This is a genomic window from Rhodovibrio salinarum DSM 9154 (genome assembly GCF_000515255.1).
Classification (GTDB): Bacteria; Pseudomonadota; Alphaproteobacteria; order Kiloniellales; family Rhodovibrionaceae; genus Rhodovibrio; species Rhodovibrio salinarum.
Genome location: NZ_KI911559.1, coordinates 745,497 through 761,411 on the forward strand (window position 1 = coordinate 745,497; position 15,915 = coordinate 761,411).

General features: G+C 66.8%; 19 protein-coding genes. 8 read left to right on the plus strand and 11 right to left on the minus strand.

Annotated features, from left to right (window positions below):
- Positions 1 to 102: 102 nt before the first annotated feature.
- Complete coding sequence (aat, locus tag RHOSA_RS20190) at positions 103 to 801, minus strand: leucyl/phenylalanyl-tRNA--protein transferase (RefSeq protein ID WP_081728427.1); 699 nt, start codon at positions 799 to 801, stop codon at positions 103 to 105.
- Between the two features lie 253 nt (positions 802 to 1,054).
- Here aat and RHOSA_RS23955 point away from each other — a divergent pair, with 253 nt between their 5' ends.
- Positions 1,055 to 1,711 (plus strand): MliC family protein, encoded by a 657-nt coding sequence (locus tag RHOSA_RS23955; RefSeq protein WP_051431757.1) that lies wholly within the window; start codon positions 1,055 to 1,057, stop codon positions 1,709 to 1,711.
- A gap of 169 nt (positions 1,712 to 1,880) precedes the next feature.
- Positions 1,881 to 2,414 (plus strand): hypothetical protein, encoded by a 534-nt coding sequence (locus RHOSA_RS0103510; protein WP_027287594.1) that lies wholly within the window; start codon positions 1,881 to 1,883, stop codon positions 2,412 to 2,414.
- A 100-nt stretch (positions 2,415 to 2,514) separates the two neighbouring features.
- Here RHOSA_RS0103510 and accC read toward each other — a convergent pair whose 3' ends face one another.
- The 3 genes from accC to aroQ are packed head-to-tail and all read right to left on the minus strand — an operon-like array spanning position 2,515 to position 4,829.
- The gene (gene accC / locus RHOSA_RS0103515) at positions 2,515 to 3,861 is read right to left on the minus strand and encodes an acetyl-CoA carboxylase biotin carboxylase subunit (protein WP_027287595.1); all 1,347 of its coding nucleotides are present in this window, start codon (positions 3,859 to 3,861) and stop codon (positions 2,515 to 2,517) included.
- Positions 3,862 to 3,882: 21 nt separating this feature from the next.
- Positions 3,883 to 4,371 carry an acetyl-CoA carboxylase biotin carboxyl carrier protein gene (gene accB / locus RHOSA_RS0103520; protein ID WP_027287596.1) on the minus strand — a complete coding sequence of 163 codons (489 nt, stop codon included), beginning with the start codon at positions 4,369 to 4,371 and terminating at the stop codon, positions 3,883 to 3,885.
- Entirely contained in the window at positions 4,371 to 4,829 is a 459-nt protein-coding gene (gene aroQ / locus RHOSA_RS0103525; protein WP_027287597.1) for a type II 3-dehydroquinate dehydratase, read from the minus strand. Before aroQ ends, accB begins: the two co-directional genes overlap by 1 nt.
- Positions 4,830 to 5,212: 383 nt before the next feature.
- On the opposite strand from aroQ, the gene RHOSA_RS0103530 reads away from it, so the two are divergent.
- Positions 5,213 to 6,094 (plus strand): glycine betaine ABC transporter substrate-binding protein, encoded by an 882-nt coding sequence (locus RHOSA_RS0103530; RefSeq protein WP_200371936.1) that lies wholly within the window; start codon positions 5,213 to 5,215, stop codon positions 6,092 to 6,094.
- Positions 6,095 to 6,188: 94 nt separating this feature from the next.
- Here the strand turns inward: RHOSA_RS0103530 and RHOSA_RS0103535 are convergent, their stop codons facing one another.
- The 3 genes from RHOSA_RS0103535 to RHOSA_RS0103545 form a co-directional block, all read right to left on the minus strand.
- Positions 6,189 to 7,289, minus strand: a complete 1,101-nt coding sequence (locus tag RHOSA_RS0103535; protein WP_027287599.1) for a 5-(carboxyamino)imidazole ribonucleotide synthase — start codon at positions 7,287 to 7,289, stop codon at positions 6,189 to 6,191.
- Between the two features lie 30 nt (positions 7,290 to 7,319).
- Positions 7,320 to 7,811 (minus strand): 5-(carboxyamino)imidazole ribonucleotide mutase, encoded by a 492-nt coding sequence (gene purE, locus RHOSA_RS0103540; protein ID WP_027287600.1) that lies wholly within the window; start codon positions 7,809 to 7,811, stop codon positions 7,320 to 7,322.
- A 144-nt stretch (positions 7,812 to 7,955) separates the two neighbouring features.
- Positions 7,956 to 8,180 carry a YdcH family protein gene (locus RHOSA_RS0103545; RefSeq protein WP_037255652.1) on the minus strand — a complete coding sequence of 75 codons (225 nt, stop codon included), beginning with the start codon at positions 8,178 to 8,180 and terminating at the stop codon, positions 7,956 to 7,958.
- Positions 8,181 to 8,414: 234 nt separating this feature from the next.
- Here RHOSA_RS0103545 and RHOSA_RS0103550 point away from each other — a divergent pair, with 234 nt between their 5' ends.
- Positions 8,415 to 9,512: an ATP-dependent 6-phosphofructokinase gene (locus RHOSA_RS0103550; RefSeq protein WP_027287602.1), complete on the plus strand. Its 1,098-nt coding sequence runs from the start codon at positions 8,415 to 8,417 to the stop codon at positions 9,510 to 9,512.
- 82 nt (positions 9,513 to 9,594) lie between these two features.
- On the plus strand, positions 9,595 to 10,179 hold the full coding sequence (locus tag RHOSA_RS23960; RefSeq protein WP_051431758.1) for a TIGR02444 family protein: 585 nt from the start codon (positions 9,595 to 9,597) through the stop codon (positions 10,177 to 10,179).
- Between the two features lie 73 nt (positions 10,180 to 10,252).
- Here RHOSA_RS23960 and RHOSA_RS0103560 read toward each other — a convergent pair whose 3' ends face one another.
- Both RHOSA_RS0103560 and RHOSA_RS0103565 read right to left on the minus strand, forming a co-directional pair.
- Positions 10,253 to 10,654 (minus strand): universal stress protein, encoded by a 402-nt coding sequence (locus RHOSA_RS0103560; RefSeq protein ID WP_027287603.1) that lies wholly within the window; start codon positions 10,652 to 10,654, stop codon positions 10,253 to 10,255.
- 122 nt (positions 10,655 to 10,776) lie between these two features.
- Complete coding sequence (locus RHOSA_RS0103565) at positions 10,777 to 12,153, minus strand: amidase (protein WP_027287604.1); 1,377 nt, start codon at positions 12,151 to 12,153, stop codon at positions 10,777 to 10,779.
- Positions 12,154 to 12,621: 468 nt separating this feature from the next.
- On the opposite strand from RHOSA_RS0103565, the gene RHOSA_RS0103570 reads away from it, so the two are divergent.
- On the plus strand, positions 12,622 to 12,885 hold the full coding sequence (locus RHOSA_RS0103570) for a hypothetical protein (protein ID WP_027287605.1): 264 nt from the start codon (positions 12,622 to 12,624) through the stop codon (positions 12,883 to 12,885).
- 23 nt (positions 12,886 to 12,908) lie between these two features.
- On the opposite strand, the gene RHOSA_RS0103575 is transcribed toward RHOSA_RS0103570, so the two are convergent.
- On the minus strand, positions 12,909 to 13,376 hold the full coding sequence (locus RHOSA_RS0103575; RefSeq protein WP_027287606.1) for a hypothetical protein: 468 nt from the start codon (positions 13,374 to 13,376) through the stop codon (positions 12,909 to 12,911).
- A gap of 280 nt (positions 13,377 to 13,656) precedes the next feature.
- Here RHOSA_RS0103575 and RHOSA_RS20205 point away from each other — a divergent pair, with 280 nt between their 5' ends.
- Positions 13,657 to 14,181 carry a tyrosine phosphatase family protein gene (locus tag RHOSA_RS20205; protein ID WP_051431759.1) on the plus strand — a complete coding sequence of 175 codons (525 nt, stop codon included), beginning with the start codon at positions 13,657 to 13,659 and terminating at the stop codon, positions 14,179 to 14,181.
- Between the two features lie 66 nt (positions 14,182 to 14,247).
- Entirely contained in the window at positions 14,248 to 15,588 is a 1,341-nt protein-coding gene (locus RHOSA_RS20210; protein ID WP_156092507.1) for an adenylate/guanylate cyclase domain-containing protein, read from the plus strand.
- Positions 15,589 to 15,604: 16 nt separating this feature from the next.
- Here RHOSA_RS20210 and RHOSA_RS0103590 read toward each other — a convergent pair whose 3' ends face one another.
- Positions 15,605 to 15,907, minus strand: coding sequence for a hypothetical protein (locus RHOSA_RS0103590; protein WP_027287607.1), 303 nt, complete (start codon positions 15,905 to 15,907; stop codon positions 15,605 to 15,607).
- Positions 15,908 to 15,915 lie beyond the last annotated feature (8 nt).

Sequence of the window (15,915 nt, forward strand, 5' to 3'; positions counted from 1 at the left end):
GTGGAGACCTCATCGTTGCTGGCTTTTCCACTGACCCTGTGAGGAGCGGTCGCGGACCCAAGTCGGTCCGCGACCGCTTCCGCGGTGACAGTTTGGCTACCTTTAGCCGTCGGTGTCCTCGCCATTGCCGGCGTCCTGCATGTCGCCAACCGGCGCGGTTGCGTGGCCGTGGCGGTCCAGGAAGGCGTGAAGCTGCTGGCGCGTGATCTGGGGCGGGAATTCGGCAGCCGTGGGGACCGCGTCGGACAATAGCTGGCGGTATTGCTCCCGGCGGATGTCGATCGCGCCGAATTGGTTCAGGTGCGGGGTTGTGAACTGCGTGTCCAACAGCTTGAAGCCGCCGATCTCCAGCCGAGCGACCAGGTGCACGAGCGCCACCTTGCTCGCATCCGTAAGGCGGGAGAACATGCTCTCGCCAAAGAAGGCACCGCCCAGCGCCACCCCGTACAGGCCGCCCACCAGCTCGCCGTCCTGCCAGCATTCCACCGAATGGCCAAAGCCGAGCTGGTGCAGATCGCGATAAAGCCGCTCGATCGTCGGGTTGATCCAGGTGTCCGGGCGGTTTTCCGACGGCTGCGCGCAGGCGGCGATGACGTCGCGGAAGGCACGGTCGGCGGTGATCTCGAAAACACCCCTGCGCACCGTGCGCCGCAACCGGCGCGGTACGTGGAAATCCTCCAGCGGGATCACGCCCCGCACTTCCGGATCGATCCAGTGGATTTCGTGGTCGCGGCGGCTTTCCGCCATCGGGAAGATCCCGACGGCGTAGGCGCGCAGCAACAAATCCGGCGTCAGTTCCATTGCGTTGTCGTCGGCCGCGTCACTTGTGCGTTACGTCCGTGCGTGCCCGTCACCTGCGCAGTCTAGCGCGATAATCGGGACGAGGCGAGCGGCTGTTCACCCGCTCGGGCGGCGACGTCCAACAAGAGTCATTTGGCTGTCACGCGATGGCCGCTTGCTCCGAACGGCGCCGCGCGGCATTTCTCGCGCCATCGCGGAGACGGCACGTTTGCGTCGTTCCGCCGTCCTGAGAACGGCTTAGGGATCGGCTCCCATGCACTACCGGTCCTGGCTCGTCGCCCCCCTCGCGGCGCTGTTGCTGGCAGGTTGCGCCAGCACGCCGAAGACGAGCACGTCCAAACCCGGTCGCACTTTGGCTTATACCTGCGAGGATGGCGGCCATCTGGAAGCCTTGGTGCGGGAGGGTGATACGCTCACGCTGCTGGCCCCAGGCCGCTCGGCAGTCACGCTGCACCGCGTGCGGACCGCCTCCGGGGCGCGCTACACCGGCGCGGGCCTCAGTTTCTGGGACAGTGGCGACGAGGCCACGTTCACCCCGTCCGGGGGCGAGCCGGTCGACTGTGACCTTGAACCGCAGGGGTCTGCGCCCTGGGCCGCCGCAGCCGCGCGCGGGGCGCTGTTCCGGGCAGTAGGGCAGGAGCCTGGCTGGCACGCCGTGGTGGCCCATGGTCGGATCGAGGCGACGTTGGACGATGGCGCCCGGATTGTCACCGCCCCGGTCGAACGCGCGTCGACCGGCACGGGCGCGGTCCGCTGGCGTGGCACCGCACGTCCGGGCGATCTCCGCTTGCGTGCGCGCGACGTGCCCTGCCAGGACTCGATGAATGGCCGCGCCTATCCTGCGAGCGTGTTGCTGACGGTGGACGGGGAAACCTACGAGGGCTGCGGGCGCTGGCTTAGGATGCCCTAGCCGCGTCTCTTATGGGGTTCCGGTCGAGGCGCATGAAACTGCCCCGCAAAAAATCTGAAATAATTTCGGAATAAAGCGCCCGGGCTTTCGGTCCACGGGATGCGCCCAGATTCGTTCTGTCCCGAATCCGGCGGCGTGATCACCATTCGGACACGAAAGGCTTGTAGCGATGCGCATCAAAATTGCGGCTCTTCTGGTGGCCGCCTTGGCCCTGCCGGGCACCGCGTTGGCCCAGACCGGCGATCAGGAGCCGGGGCCGAAGCAGGGCGACTGGGAAATCACCCTGTCGGGTAACGGCACCAGCAACAACGACTTCGATAACCACCAGATCGGTATCTCCGGCAGCGTCGGCAACTACGTGACCGACAACATCCTGCTGGGTGCCCGGCAAAGCATAAACTTCGCCGATTTGGAAGATGACGACCAGGTGAACGCCGCCACCCGCGGCTTCATCGACTACGTGTTCGACCTGGGCCGGTTCCGCCCCTACATCGGCGCTAGCTTCGGCGGGATCTACGGCGACAACGTCAACGACAGCTTCGCCACCGGTCCGGAAGCGGGTCTGAAGTACTACGCGGACAACAACACCTTCATCTTTGTCCAGAGCGAATACCAGTTCACCTTCTCGAACGCCGAGGACGCCGACGAAGCGGCGGACGACGGCCAGTTCTACCACCTGGTGGGCGTTGGCTTTAACTTCTAAAGGCGGCGGTATCCGCGTTCTGCGGTTCGAAGACCCCGATCAGCCTACAAGGCGGATCGGGGTTTTTTATGAGTGCTGAAAAGAGATACGCGTTGTCCCGCTACCCGCTCTTCGCATCGACGTAGCGCTGCAGCCAGTGGATGTCGTAGTTCCCGGAAACGAAGTCGGGTTCGTGGATCAACTCGGCGTGGAGCGGGATGGTGGTCGAGATGCCCTCGATCACGAACTCTTCAAGCGCGCGGTTGAGCCGGCGCAGGCATTCCGCGCGGGTGGTGCCGGAGACGATCAGCTTGGCGACCAAGCTGTCGTAGAACGGCGGGATGCGGTAGCCACTGTACAGCCCGCTATCGACGCGCACCGCCAGCCCGCTGGGGGCGTGGAAGTTGGTGACCTGCCCGGGCGAGGGGGCGAAGGTGCGCGGGTCCTCCGCATTGATCCGACATTCGATGGCGTGGCCGCGAATCTCCACGTCGTCCTGCCCGAAACCGAGTGGCAGGCCAGCGGCCACCCGGATCTGCTCGCGCACCAGGTCGACGCCGGTGATCGCCTCGGTCACCGGGTGCTCGACCTGCAGGCGGGTGTTCATCTCGATGAAGTAGAACTCGCCGTCCTCGAACAGGAACTCGAAGGTGCCGACCGAGCGGTAGCCCATGCCCCGCACCGCGTCGACGGCGCGCTGGCCGATCCAGGTGCGTTGCTCGTCGGTCAGCGCTGGCGAGGGGCCTTCCTCCAGCAGTTTCTGGTGGCGGCGCTGCAGGGAACAGTCGCGCTCGCCCAGATGCACGGCGTTACCATGGTTGTCGCCCACCACCTGCACCTCGATGTGGCGCGGGTGGCCCAGATACTTCTCCAGGTAGACGGCGTCGTGGCCGAAGGCGTTGCGTGCCTCGGTGCGCGCCATGTTGAGCGCGTCGTGCATCTCCTCGCGCTTGTAGGCGACCTTCATGCCCCGGCCGCCGCCGCCGGCGGCCGCCTTGACCAGCACGGGATAGCCGATCCGCTCGGCGATCGCCCAGGCCTCGTCGTCATCCGTCACCGCGCCGTCGGAGCCGGGTACGACCGGCACGCCCAGATCCTTCATGGTCTGCTTGGCGGTGACCTTGTCGCCCATCGAGCGCAGATGCTCGGGGTCCGGGCCGATGAAGGCCATACCGTGCTCGCGCACCATGTTGGCGAAGTCGGCGTTCTCAGACAGGAAGCCAACGCCCGGGTGGATCGCGTCGGCTCCGGTGATCGTGGCGGCGGTCAGGATCGCCGCCATGTTCAGGTAGCTGTCCTTGGAGGCGGGTGGGCCGATGCACACGCTTTCGTCCGCCAGGCGCACGTGCATGGCGTTGGCGTCGGCGGTGGAGTGCACCGCCACCGTGTGAATGCCCATCTCGCGGCAGGCGCGGTGAATGCGCAGCGCGATCTCGCCGCGGTTGGCGATCAACACCTTGTGGAACATCGGTTCGGCCCTTTGCCCGGCCTACTCGACGACCAGCAACGGCTCGCCGAACTCGACCGGCTGGCCGTCGCTGATCAGGATCTGCGACACCGTGCCTGCGCGCGGGGCGGGCAACGGGTTCATCACCTTCATCGCCTCGATGATCAGTAGGGTCTGGCCCTCGCTCACCTTGTCGCCGACTTGCACGAAAGCGGCCGAGTTCGGGTCCGGCGCGGTATAGACCGTGCCCACCATCGGTGAGGTCACAGCGCCGGGGGGCACCTGCTCGGCCGTCGCCTCCGGGCCGGGCTTGGGCGCGCTCGCCGCCTCGCCGCCGCCCTGCGGCTGCGGTGCTGGTGCCGGCGCGGCCGGTGCGCTTGCCTGGACATTGATCTGTCGGGCGACCCGGATGCGGTGGCCGCCGGTCTCGACCTCGATCTCGGACAGGTCGGTTTCCTTGAGCAGGTGGCTCAAACGGCGCACCACCTCCTCGTCGAAGTTGAAGTCGTCGCGGCTCTCGTCGTCGGCCATCAGGCCTCTCCTTGCGCGCTCAGGCGTCGGCCAAGGGCATCCAGCGCGTAGAGATACCCGGCGGCGCCGAGGCCGCAGATAACGCCCTGCGCCGCCTGACTGATGTAGCTGTGGTGGCGGAATGTTTCACGCTTGAACAGGTTCGACAGGTGCACCTCGATCACTGGCAAATCGACGGCCAAGAGCGCGTCCAGGATCGCAACCGAGGTGTGGCTGTACGCGCCTGCGTTGATCACGATTCCGGCGTGGCTGTCCCGCGCTTCCTGGATCCAGTCGACCAGTTCGCCTTCCCGGTTGGATTGCCGGAAATCGACCTCCAGGCCCAGCGTTTCCGCGGTCTTGGTGCACGCGCGCTCGACATCGCCGAGCGTCTCGCGGCCATAGACCGACGGCTGCCGGGTGCCCAGGAGATTCAGGTTCGGTCCGTTCAGGATCAGGATCTTCGGGGTGCGTGCCAAACCGCCCTCGTCAGCGCCGTTCAAGCGGCGCGATAGCTAGCACACGCCAAGCCGGCGGTGCAACGCGCTGTGCGTCGCAGAATTTCGCCTAAGATATGCCTGCGTGAAAAACGTCGTGGGTACAGCTTGATAAACGGCCTCTTCACCGACCCGACCCTTTCTGATGCCCGGTGTTCGCTATGCGCAGAGAAACGGGTTCCGGCTATAACTGCTTGCGAATGTTGAATAATTCAGCGTTTTTGGGGGGAGGTTGACGCTTAAGCAAGAGCCCCTACCCTTACCCCAAAACTCAGAACCCTTATTAATTGGGGTGTCAGAATGCGCGCAAACAACCTTTGCACGTTGCGCGTGCGTTAACAATACGCAACCAGGGAGGCTGAGTGATGCAGAAAATCACCTCTACATGTCTGGCGCTGGCCGTTGCCGTCGGCACGGCTGGTGCGGCGCAGGCGGAAGACAACGGCGTCGTCGAGATCGGCTACTTCAACTGGTCGGATGCGCTCTTCACCTCGCACGTGGTCGAGTACATCGTGCGCGAGAAGATGGGCAAGGAAGTCGAGATGACCAAGGCCGATCCGGCCGCCGTCTATCAGGCGGTGCAGTCGGGTGACATTGACTTCCATACGGATTCCTGGCTGCCGGACACGCACTCCGACTACTACGACAAGGTGGCACAGGACACCGTCAGCATCGGTCCGATCTACAGTCGCGCCCGGCTTGGCTGGATCGTTCCGGATTACGTGCCGGAGGATCAGCTCGGCTCGATTGAGGACCTGAAGTCCGAAGAGATCCGGGAGAAGCTCGACGGCAAGATCATCGGTATCGGCCCGGGCGCCGGTCTGACCCGCCTGTCGAAGAAGGCCATGGACGAATACGGCCTGAAGGATGCGGGCTACCGTCTCGTGGTCTCCTCAGGCAGCGGCATGACCGCCGCGCTTCAGCGCGCGATCAAGAACGAGGAGTGGATCGTGGTCACCGGCTGGAGCCCGCACTGGAAGTTCGGGCGCTGGGACCTGCACTACCTCGAAGACCCGAAGGGCGTCCTCGGCAGCATCGAGCGGGCCGATATCCTGGCGCGCGAGGGCTTCTACCGCGAGTTCCCGGACGTCTATGAGATGCTGGACCGGATCTCGATCCCGCTGGACGACGTGCAGGCGGGCATGGACGTCGGCGAGCGTGAGGATTACCCGACGGCTGCCAAGCAGTACGTCGAGAATCATCCCGATCTCGTGAACTTCTGGATCACCGGCGAGATGCCGGACTAACGCCAGAGTCGATTGCCGAGAGGAGGGCCCGGTCGCTTCGGCGGCCGGGCCTTTTCATGTCCGGGTCAGGTTACGATCGGGCACGGCCGGCGCATCAGGTCCCGCTGCGCGGCTTCAGGCGGGTGACGTGGCCCATCTTGCGGCCCGGGCGGGCCTCTGCCTTGCCGTAGAGGTGCAGGCGGGCGTCGCCTTCCCGCGCGATCTCCAGCCAATGGCCGGCCTCGTCCCCCAGCAGGTTGTCCATCACTGCGTCCGAATGCCGCGTGCAGGGGGCGAGCGGCAGCCCGGCGACCGCGCGGATGAACTGCTCGAACTGCGAGGCGGGGCAGGCGTCGATCGTCCAGTGGCCGGAGTTGTGCGGGCGTGGCGCCAGCTCGTTGACCAGCACGTCGCCGTCGTGGGTGACGAACAGTTCCACCCCCATCACGCCGACCAGGTCGATCGCGCGGGCCACCGCCTCGGCCGTGTCGGTCGCCCGCTGTGCTGTCGTCGGGTTTAGGTCGGCCGGGGCGATCGTCTGGGACAGGATGTGGTGCTCGTGCCGGTTTTCGACGGGCACGTAGCTCGCGATCTGCCCGTCGACCCCGCGGGCGACGATCACGGAAGCTTCCAGGGCGTAATCGACGAACGCCTCCAGGATGCCCACCGGCTGGGCATCCGTCCCGGCCATTTCGCTCCAGGCTGCCTCGGCATCGCTGTCGGGCGCGATCATCAGCTGGCCTTTGCCGTCGTAGCCGCCGCGCACCGTCTTCAACACGGCCGGCCGGCCGATTGCCCCGTCGGCCAACGCGTCGGCCAGCTCCTGGGCGCTCGTCACTTCGGCATAGTCGGTCGTGGGGATGCCGTGGTCGCGCAGGAAGTCCTTTTCCTTCAGCCGGTCCTGGCAGATCGCCAGCACACCGGGGCGCGGGCGCAAGGGGACGCTCTCGCCCAGGATCTCTGCGGTGCGCGCGGGTACGTTCTCGAATTCGTAGGTCACCACGTCGACCGCTTGCGCGAAGGCGGCCAGCGCCTCGGCGTCGTCGTAGGACGCGATGGTCGTGCGGTCGGTCACCTGGGTCGCGGGATCGTCGGCCTTGGGGGTGTAGACATGCACCCGGTAGCCCAGCGGGTAGGCGGCCAGGGCCGCCATGCGGCCAAGCTGGCCGCCCCCCAGAATGCCGATCACGGAACCGGGGGCGAGCGGGTCAGACATGGGAACAGGCTCTACGTTGTGGGCGGGGACTCAGGCACTGTCGCTGGGCGTCTCGGCAACGCCGGCGCTCTGCTCGGCGCGGTAGGCGTCCAGCGCCTCGGCGACGTCCGCGTCGATCAGGGCGATCACGCTGGCGGCGAGCAGGCCCGCGTTGACCGCGCCGGAACGGCCGATGGCGAGCGTGCCGACCGGCACGCCGCCCGGCATCTGCGCGATCGACAGCAGGCTGTCCCAGCCGCTCAACGCCTTCGACTGTACCGGCACGCCGAACACCGGCAGCGGCGTCATCGAGGCCACCATGCCCGGCAGGTGCGCGGCCCCGCCCGCGCCGGCGACGATCACCTTCAGACCGCGCGTCCGGGCGGTCTTGGCGTAGTCGACCATGCGTTCGGGCGTGCGGTGGGCGGAGACGATGCGCGTTTCGTAGGCCACGCCCAGCCGGTCCAGCGTGGCGGCGGTGTTCTGCATGGTCTCCCAGTCGGACTGGCTGCCCATGATGATGCCGACGACGGGCTCGGCCATGCGGAGTCCCCTACGGATACGGGTTGTTGGATGGGCGCGCGGCAGAGCCGCAGCGCGCGCAGTATTCTCACCCGAGGCCGGCCTGACAAGGGCGCGTCCGGTGGACGGATGACGGTGACAGAGGTAGCGAGGGGCGCTGCCGGATCAGGCGATGATGTCGGGCAGTAGACGGCTGCGAATCCGGGTGATCTCGTCTTTCAGCTGCAGCTTGCGCTTCTTCAGCCGCTTGATCTGCAACTGGTCGTTGATCGAGCCATCGGACAGCCGCTCGATCACGTCGTCCAGATCGCGGTGCTCGCTCTCCAGCTCTTGCAGGCGGTTGCGCAGTTCGCTGTCGGGGTCGTTCTCGCTGAAGGTCTCGTCGTCCATCGTCAGGTTTAGCGGCTTTCGTCGGGTTCAACAGGGCAGCGCGCAGCGCGATGATGGGCGGACTATACGCTTCGCAGACGCGTGCGGGGAGTCGTCTTTGTCTTCCCAGGAGCGGATTTTTCACCCACTTCGGCGTGTGAAAAGGGGGTTTTCCGTGTCCGGTCGCCTTGCGAAAGCGGGGCCTTTTCAGGACACTTCGTCACCAGCACGGATCGGAGCGATACACGCAACGCCATGGCCGAACGTAAACGTCTGGGGATTCTGACCAGCGGCGGTGATTGTGCCGGGCTGAACGCGGCGATTCGGGCCGCGGCTAAGCGTGCGCAGGCGTACGGTTACGAGGTTTACGGCATCCGCGCGGGCACGGTTGGGTTGATGCACCGCCCGGTCGATGCCGTGCGGCTGGACCCGAACGATTTCGATGGCACGCTTCTGCGCAAGGGCGGCACGGTACTCGGCAGCAACAATTCCAACGACCCGTTTCACTATGTCGACAGCGATGGCAACCGGCTCGACCGCGCCCCCGAGGTTGCGCAGGGGTACCATGAGCTGGGTCTCGATGCGTTGATCGGAATCGGCGGTGATGGGTCGATGGCGATCCTGCGCCGGCTCGCCGGGATCGGGGGCTGGAACTTCGTGGGCGTGCCCAAGACGATCGACAACGACGTCGGCGCGACCGAGGTGTCGATCGGCTACGCCAGTGCCGTCAATGTCGCGACCAACGCGCTCGACAACCTGCAGCCGACCGCGGCCAGCCACAACCGCGTGATGGTGCTGGAGGTGATGGGCCGCGACGCCGGTCACATCGCACTCGCCGCCGGTATCTCGGGCGGGGCCGACGTGATCCTGATCCCGGAGATCCCCTACAGCATCGATGCGGTGGCCCAGCAGATCGAGGCAATCCGCAAGAGCGGGCGCAACTTCGCGCTGGTCGTCGTCGCGGAGGCGGTGCAGACGGAAAGTGGCGAACCGGTGCGCCAGCAGCATACCGGTGGCGGCACGACCTACGGCGGGATTGGGCATTATATCGGCGGGCGCATCGCGGAGGCGACCGGTGCGGAGGTGCGCGTCACCGTCCTTGGCCACGTTCAGCGCGGCGGCATGCCGGTCAGCCGGGATCGTTTGATGGCGTCCGTGTTCGGCGTCCACGCGGTCGACCTGGTGGCGCAAGGCAAGTACGACCGCATGGTCGCCTGGCAGAACCGTCAGGTCGTCGACGTGCCGTTACAGGATGCGATCGACCAGTTCCAGGCGGTCGAGCGCGACAGCTCGCTGGTGCGTACGGCGCGTGGTCTCGGGATCTCGTTCGGGGACACGGATCCGGTACTCTAAGGGGTCGATTTTCTGGGAAGGACTCGGCAAGGCGTTTCGTGGTTTAATCGAAAAGTCACGCGTGCCTGCTAGAGATTGGGTCATGGACACCGCGCTCGACACGCCCTTCTGGCGGTTCTCGCTGGACCTTTACGGTCGGCCGGGGGTCGATGCGGCCTGTCTGTCCCTGCAGGGGCGGCACGATCTCGACGTCAATCTGCTGCTGTTGTGCGTCTGGGCGGGGCAAACTGGCACCCGTCTGTCCCGGGCCGATGTCACGTTGTTGGCGGACAAGGTCGCTGCCTGGCAGGGCGAGGTGGTGCAGTCGCTGCGTGCCGTTCGCCGGTGGCTGAAGTCCCAGGACGCAACATCGGCCATTACGCCGTTGGCCGATGCGGCCGAACGGTTGCGCGACGGGGTCAAGGCGCAGGAGCTGGCGGCCGAGCAGCTCGAACAGGCTTTGTTGTACGAGGCGGTACAGGCCGGCGGGGTCGGTGCGCCCGCGTCAGTCGGCCCGCGGTTGGCAATGGGCAACCTCGACGCCTATTTCGCCTGTCTCAGCCGCGAACCTGGGGTGGCCGACGCTGCCGATCTGGCACAAATTCTCACCGCCGCTTTCGGCGATCGGCTGCGTCCCCTCGATGCCATCTGGCAGATGCAGGATGGCCGCGACGTTTTGCCGGCGTAAAGAAACGGCGGCGATTGCCGGCTTGTAGTTGGATAAGAGTATCCTGGCCTACGCGACCAGGGACGGGGCGGCGTCAGCGTACCACCAGCACCGAGCAGGTCGCGTGCCGGACGATCTGGGAGGCATTGGAGCCGATCAGGTAGTCGCGTAGATCCGGGCGGTGGGAGTTCATGACGATCAGGTCGCAGTTCCGTTCCTCCGCCGCCTTGCGCACGTTCCGATGGACCGAGGCACCGCGGTAGATTTCCGCTTCGACCTTAACGTCGCGTGGGACCTGCGCGTCGACCAGGTCCTGCAGCTCGCGCGCCACGTCGTGCGCGGTCTTCTTGTCGTCTTCCGAGGCAACGTCGGAGGTCACCGTGACGACGTGTAGCGTCGCGCCATGGCGTCGCGCCTCGCCGATGGCCAGCGGCAGGGCCTTGCGCCAGGTGCTGGGCCGGTTCGGCCGGATCGGTACCAAGATGTTCTGGAACATGGCGCGTGCCTCTCGCGGATGCGGTGGGCAGGTGGCCGGATTTTCGCCGGCCACGCCAGGTTAAGGCTTCCCCCGGGCGCGGGAAACCGCCGTACCGGGCACCGGCAAGCCACCTTGCCGGCCTATGCGGCCGGCGGCGTGCCCAGCCGTTGGTCGCTCGTGCCCAACACGCGCTCGACCGTCTGTGCAAGCGCCAGCAGACCGGCCTCTCCGCCCGGTTGGCCGAGCAACTGCAGGCCGACCGGCATGCCCGCGGCATCCAGCCCGGCCGGAAGCGTCACACCGGCCATCGTCAGGTAGTTGCCCACGGCCGTGTTGCGCAGGGCGAAGCCGTTTGCCCTCGCAAACGCGTCGGGCGCTTGCACGGCATCGATTTCGGGTGGGGTGAGCGCGACCGTCGGCGCGACCAGGGCATCGCAATCCCGCAAGCGTTCGGCGGCCGCGCGCGAAAGCTCGGCCACGCGGGCGCGGGCGGCCAGCCACTGCCAGGCGGGCACATCGGTCGCCTTGTCCAGGCGTTGGCGAATCGATGGGTCTACCGTGTCGAGCCACCCCGTAAGCTCGGTCGACAACAGACGGTACAGGTCGGGACCCGCCAGATTGGTGGTGCGGAAGACCTCGACCGCCGCGAGGACCTCCGGCACGTCCCGGCGCAGCAGCTTAGCGCCCGCCGCCTCCAGCTCGCGCAGCGCGCTCTCGACAGCTTCGGCGATCCCAGGGGCGGTGTCGTCCCAGACCACCTGTGCCGGCACGCACAAGCGCACGCCCGTCAGATCCGGCCGTGCCATCGGGGCCGCGCCCGGCGCGTCGCCGTTAAGGGCGCCATAGCCGATCGCCAGGTCCTGGGCGGTGCGTGCGATCAGCCCCGGCGTGTCGAGCAGGTGGCTGAGCGGCACGATGCCCTCGGTCGGCCATTGCCCGGCGCCCATCTTCAGGCCCGCCAATCCGTTCATGGCCGCCGGGACGCGGATCGAGCCCGCCGTATCGGTGCCGAGTGCCAGCAGCGCGCTACCTTCGCGCACAGACACGGCCGCCCCGCTGGACGAACCACCGGCGACCCGCGCCCGGTTCCAGGGGTTGCGCGGGGTGCCCCAGTGCGGGTTGGTGCCCAGCCCCGAGAACGCGAACTCCACCGTGTTGGTCTTGCCCGTGATCGTGGCCAACTGCCGTCGCAGCTTGGCGACCAGCGGGCCGTCGCGTTCCCACGGCTCGGCCGGTAGGGCCTTGGGCGAACCGGCATAGGTGCGCCAGCCGGCCGCCGCATAGATGTCCTTGAGGGAAACCGGCACGCCCATCAACGGCCCCGTGGTCGCGCCCGCCTGCCGCGCGGCGTCGGCTGCCGCGGCCTGGGCGCGGGTCGTCTCGGGCGTCCAGGCGGCATAGGCGTTGAGTGCGGGATCGTGTGCGGCGATCGCCTGCTCGGCGAGGTCAGAGGCGCTCAGATGCTGTTCGGCAAGCGCGCGCATGGCGGCGGCGAGGTCGGTGGCGGCTTCGGGCATGAGGGGCGGCTTGGTCGACGGGTGAACGGGGAAGGGGTCTCGCCAGTCTAGCGCGCTGTGCCGCCGGCTGTCGTGGTCGCGTGAAAATGCCCAGCCTTCGGCAAGAGACTTAGCTTGATTTCTGTTAACAACAGAATGTGGGTTTATGGCGAATGCTTGGCCTTTCCCACATCGGTTTACCAAGAATTAAGATCTGAAATACCTAATACTTGGTAATACAGTCCGCCTTGAGCGTCGTATAGGGTCAATGGAGTCGAAAGAGCGCGTGGACTGGGACGCGCTGTGACCGACCCCCGGTCGACGTGACCCAGTCCGGCTCTGCTGCGGTCATGGCGCCTGGCGTCGGCCGACCGCACGCCCGATGCGCGCCTGCGGGGTGCATATCGGGCGGGTGCCTACAAGACGGGGTGGCGCCGAGGGGGTGCTCCTCCGCAAGCCGCGCGCATCGGCGCGCAGAAGGGAAGCGATATGTCGGGCAACAGCCGCCGGACGCTGGAACTAGTCTACTCGAATGGCAGGCCGGTTGGCGTCGTCGAACCTGAGACGGAAAACGGACACGGCCAGCACCGCGACACGGATGATACGACGCGCGCGATCGAGCGGTTCCTGACCTATCTCTATGGAGAGTTGAAGACCTCGGAGAAACGTCACGCAGCCCACCTCGTCGGCGCCGCGATTCTGGCGCTACGTGACGAGTTTGACGGCGAGGAAGGGGGACAGGTGCATCCGTGAGCCGCGTACGGGGACCCGTCGTGTCAGCTGTCGCCGGCGGATGGCCAGCCATCGGGCATGACGCCGGCGACCTTCACATGGCCTGTGCGCAGGGCCGCCATTAAGTCGCGGACGCCCGCCTGCATCGCCTCATGCCGTGTCCGGGCGGCCTCGAGCATCTCGATCTGTTTGGACTCCGGCAACCCGTCGACCTCCGCGAGGTCGAGTGTGGCGGCAAGGTAGCGGGCCTTCGCCTTGGCGGCCTTTTCGATCACCCTCTGCACCTCGCGCGGGGTGACCTCGACCAGCGTTTCCCGGATTTGCGTCCGTTCGGCCCGTTGGATGGTCTGTTCCAGGGCGTGCAGATAGTCCGACAGCGTCGGCTCGGCTGGCCGGTCGGGCCTCGGCAGGGCGGTTGCCTCGGGCTCGCGGTCGCTGGCGGTGAACAGATCCGCGAACGGACGACGGCGGTTGCCGGGGCGGCCGCCGTCGAAGATCGTTGCTGCGGTCATGGGCGCCTCGTCTTTTCCGGTTGGGCATCGGGCACGCTCGAATGCAGTCGCCATGCATGCGACGTGCCAGCTTGCCGGTTATCCCCAAGGCCCACGGGTTCCGGGCGAATTGGCTCGCGACCTCTGGCATGCGTGCGGTTTGCCCGGTCGAAATCGCCGGGCAGTTTCTGCCTGCTGGCGGTCGGCCGGTCGCTGTCCTACATAACCGGGGACGGCTACCGATATGAGCGGAACAGCAGGTTCGCCCTTCGCACACCAACTGCCTTGGAAAGGCCGGCTCATGGTCGATCAGCGCGCCGTGCCATCGGATATCGCCGATTTCGATCTTACGATCTGCGGGATCGATGAACTGCACCACCACAGCACGGCACCGATCACGCACGTGCTGTCGATCCTGGACCCGGAAGCGCCGGTCCCACAGGCGTTCGAGGGATATGCTGCCCTGCGCCAGCACTGGGTGCTGCGGTTTCACGACGTGAGCGCCCCGATCGGGGATGCCCGTGTGCCGGAGCAGGCGGACGTCGAGCAGGTCTTGGCATTCGCCGCGGAACTACAGGTGGGAGCCCCGAACGCGCATCTTCTCGTGCATTGCCATGCCGGCGTCTCCCGCTCCACTGCGGCGGCGGCGATCCTGCTGGCTCAGCGCAATCCAGGGAAGGAGGCGGAGGCCTTTCAATATGTCGCCCGCATCCGACCCGGCGCCTGGCCCAACCGGCGCATGGTCGAGATCGCCGACCGTTTGATGCACTGCGACGGGCGCCTGATCGAGGGTCTGCGGGCGATGCCTCGTGTGGGGGCCCCCTAGAGACGCCGCAGCGGGCGGGCTATGCTGTCGTAGCTGCGCCTGAGGACACGGGCGGCCAAACCGGGGGTGAGTGCAGTGTCCGACGTCCAGCCGAAGGCGCTGTTCGCCCGGGCCGAGGTTCAGGCCGAACGGACGGTTTCGGTGTTGCGCATGGCGATCGCGCTGGCGCTGGTGCTGGTGTTCTTCGCCGTTCTGCGCGAGGCGCCGGCCGGCGAGCCGATGCTGGTCCGGCAGTGGTTGTCCGCCGGTGCGACCATGAGCGCCTATTTCCTGCTCGGCGCGGCCTCGTTTCTGGCGATCCGGCGCGGGCTTTACCGCCCCTGGATGGCTTGGATCGCGGTGACCGGCGATTGCCTGTTCCCGCTCGTGAACATCTGGCTAGGGCTGGCCAACACGGGCCTGCCGACCGGCTTCCTGATCATTCTGCCGCCGGTCTGGCTGGCCCCCGTCGTGCTCGCCTTTGGCGCGTTGCGCTTCAATCCTTGGCTGCAGGGATACGTCCTGTTGTTACTTGTCGGCGGGCTGGCGGGGCTCGCTTATCTGGAGGCGCCGATGGGCGGCGAGGCGTCGCCGGCGCTGATCGCCAAGTTCACCTCGTTTTCGCCCAACGTGATACGCCTGTGCATGTTGGCGCTTGCGGCCGGTGTGTTGCTGGTCGCCGCCCTGCGTGCCCGTAGCCTGTTGCGAGGTGCGATCGCGGAGACCTATCGGCGGATCAACTTGACCCGCTATCTGCCGGCTGAGGTCGCCGAACGCCTGGCACAGGGCGGCCTGAAGGAACTGACGGGCGGGCGTCGGCAAACGGTCGCGGTGCTGTTCGTAGACCTGCGGGGGTTCACCCGGCGCGCGGAGGGGATGAGCCCGGAGGAGGTGGGAGCCTTCGTTACCGAGTTCCGGCGACGGGTGCGCCGGGCGGCGGAAGCCTCGGGCGGGACGATCGACAAGTTCATCGGCGATGCCGCGATGATCGTATTCGGCCTGCTGAAAGAGGAGGGCCCGCCGAACGCGCGCGGGGCGCTGGCCTGCGCTGACCGGATTCTGTTGGAGATGGCCGATTGGAACCGGGGCGAGGCGTCCTCGGAGCCTGTTGCTGTCAGCGTCGGGCTGCACTGGGGGCCCGCCTTCTGCGGGGCGGTCGGCGATCAGAGCCGGCTCGAGTTCACCGTGCTCGGGGATACCGTCAATATCGCAGCCCGATTGCAGGAATACGCGAAGTGCGAAGGCGTATCGGTCGTGGTGTCCGCTGCGACTCTGCAGGCCGCCGAGCGCGTGCCGGGGCGGCACTGGCGCGAGTTGCCGGAGGTCACGCTGCGCGGCCGCCGGGATGGCGTGCGGGCCTTTGCAACCGCCGAGCCGCTCGACGGTGCTCCCGCACGTGAAAGCGAAGCTCGTCAAAGCGCCGATTGATTACGCGTCAGGCCGCCTATTTCCACTCCAGGAAGGCGCGGAAGTGGTTTTCCAGCGCGCCCTGGATGATTTGTCGCCACTTCGGCGGCACGGCGGAGACGGTGCCGTTGGTCGGCCAGAGCCGGCCGGATTTGAGGTCGCACCAGCCGCCGTAATCGAAATCCCGCTTGTCGCGACCGCGCAGGATGTTGCCGTGACCCGAATTGGAGATCAGCAGCAATAGCTGGTCGCTCGAAAAGCAATAGGCGATCTTGGAGCGCGGCTTGATTGTGCCGAGCGGGCGTACTTCCACGTCGCCGGGGCGGGGCTGCAGGTCCATCGGTGCGC

What these genes read in the sequence shown, in the direction of transcription:
- aat (WP_081728427.1), bottom strand. Translation starts at nt 801, where the DNA reads ATGGAACTGACGCCGGATTTGTTGCTGCGCGCCTACGCCGTCGGGATC.
- RHOSA_RS23955 (WP_051431757.1), top strand. Translation starts at nt 1,055, where the DNA reads ATGCACTACCGGTCCTGGCTCGTCGCCCCCCTCGCGGCGCTGTTGCTG.
- RHOSA_RS0103510 (WP_027287594.1), top strand. Translation starts at nt 1,881, where the DNA reads ATGCGCATCAAAATTGCGGCTCTTCTGGTGGCCGCCTTGGCCCTGCCG.
- accC (WP_027287595.1), bottom strand. Translation starts at nt 3,861, where the DNA reads ATGTTCCACAAGGTGTTGATCGCCAACCGCGGCGAGATCGCGCTGCGC.
- accB (WP_027287596.1), bottom strand. Translation starts at nt 4,371, where the DNA reads ATGGCCGACGACGAGAGCCGCGACGACTTCAACTTCGACGAGGAGGTG.
- RHOSA_RS0103530 (WP_200371936.1), top strand. Translation starts at nt 5,213, where the DNA reads ATGCAGAAAATCACCTCTACATGTCTGGCGCTGGCCGTTGCCGTCGGC.
- RHOSA_RS0103535 (WP_027287599.1), bottom strand. Translation starts at nt 7,289, where the DNA reads ATGTCTGACCCGCTCGCCCCCGGTTCCGTGATCGGCATTCTGGGGGGC.
- purE (WP_027287600.1), bottom strand. Translation starts at nt 7,811, where the DNA reads ATGGCCGAGCCCGTCGTCGGCATCATCATGGGCAGCCAGTCCGACTGG.
- RHOSA_RS0103545 (WP_037255652.1), bottom strand. Translation starts at nt 8,180, where the DNA reads ATGGACGACGAGACCTTCAGCGAGAACGACCCCGACAGCGAACTGCGC.
- RHOSA_RS0103550 (WP_027287602.1), top strand. Translation starts at nt 8,415, where the DNA reads ATGGCCGAACGTAAACGTCTGGGGATTCTGACCAGCGGCGGTGATTGT.
- RHOSA_RS23960 (WP_051431758.1), top strand. Translation starts at nt 9,595, where the DNA reads ATGGACACCGCGCTCGACACGCCCTTCTGGCGGTTCTCGCTGGACCTT.
- RHOSA_RS0103560 (WP_027287603.1), bottom strand. Translation starts at nt 10,654, where the DNA reads ATGTTCCAGAACATCTTGGTACCGATCCGGCCGAACCGGCCCAGCACC.
- RHOSA_RS0103565 (WP_027287604.1), bottom strand. Translation starts at nt 12,153, where the DNA reads ATGCCCGAAGCCGCCACCGACCTCGCCGCCGCCATGCGCGCGCTTGCC.
- RHOSA_RS0103570 (WP_027287605.1), top strand. Translation starts at nt 12,622, where the DNA reads ATGTCGGGCAACAGCCGCCGGACGCTGGAACTAGTCTACTCGAATGGC.
- RHOSA_RS0103575 (WP_027287606.1), bottom strand. Translation starts at nt 13,376, where the DNA reads ATGACCGCAGCAACGATCTTCGACGGCGGCCGCCCCGGCAACCGCCGT.
- RHOSA_RS20205 (WP_051431759.1), top strand. Translation starts at nt 13,657, where the DNA reads ATGGTCGATCAGCGCGCCGTGCCATCGGATATCGCCGATTTCGATCTT.
- RHOSA_RS0103590 (WP_027287607.1), bottom strand. Translation starts at nt 15,907, where the DNA reads ATGGACCTGCAGCCCCGCCCCGGCGACGTGGAAGTACGCCCGCTCGGC.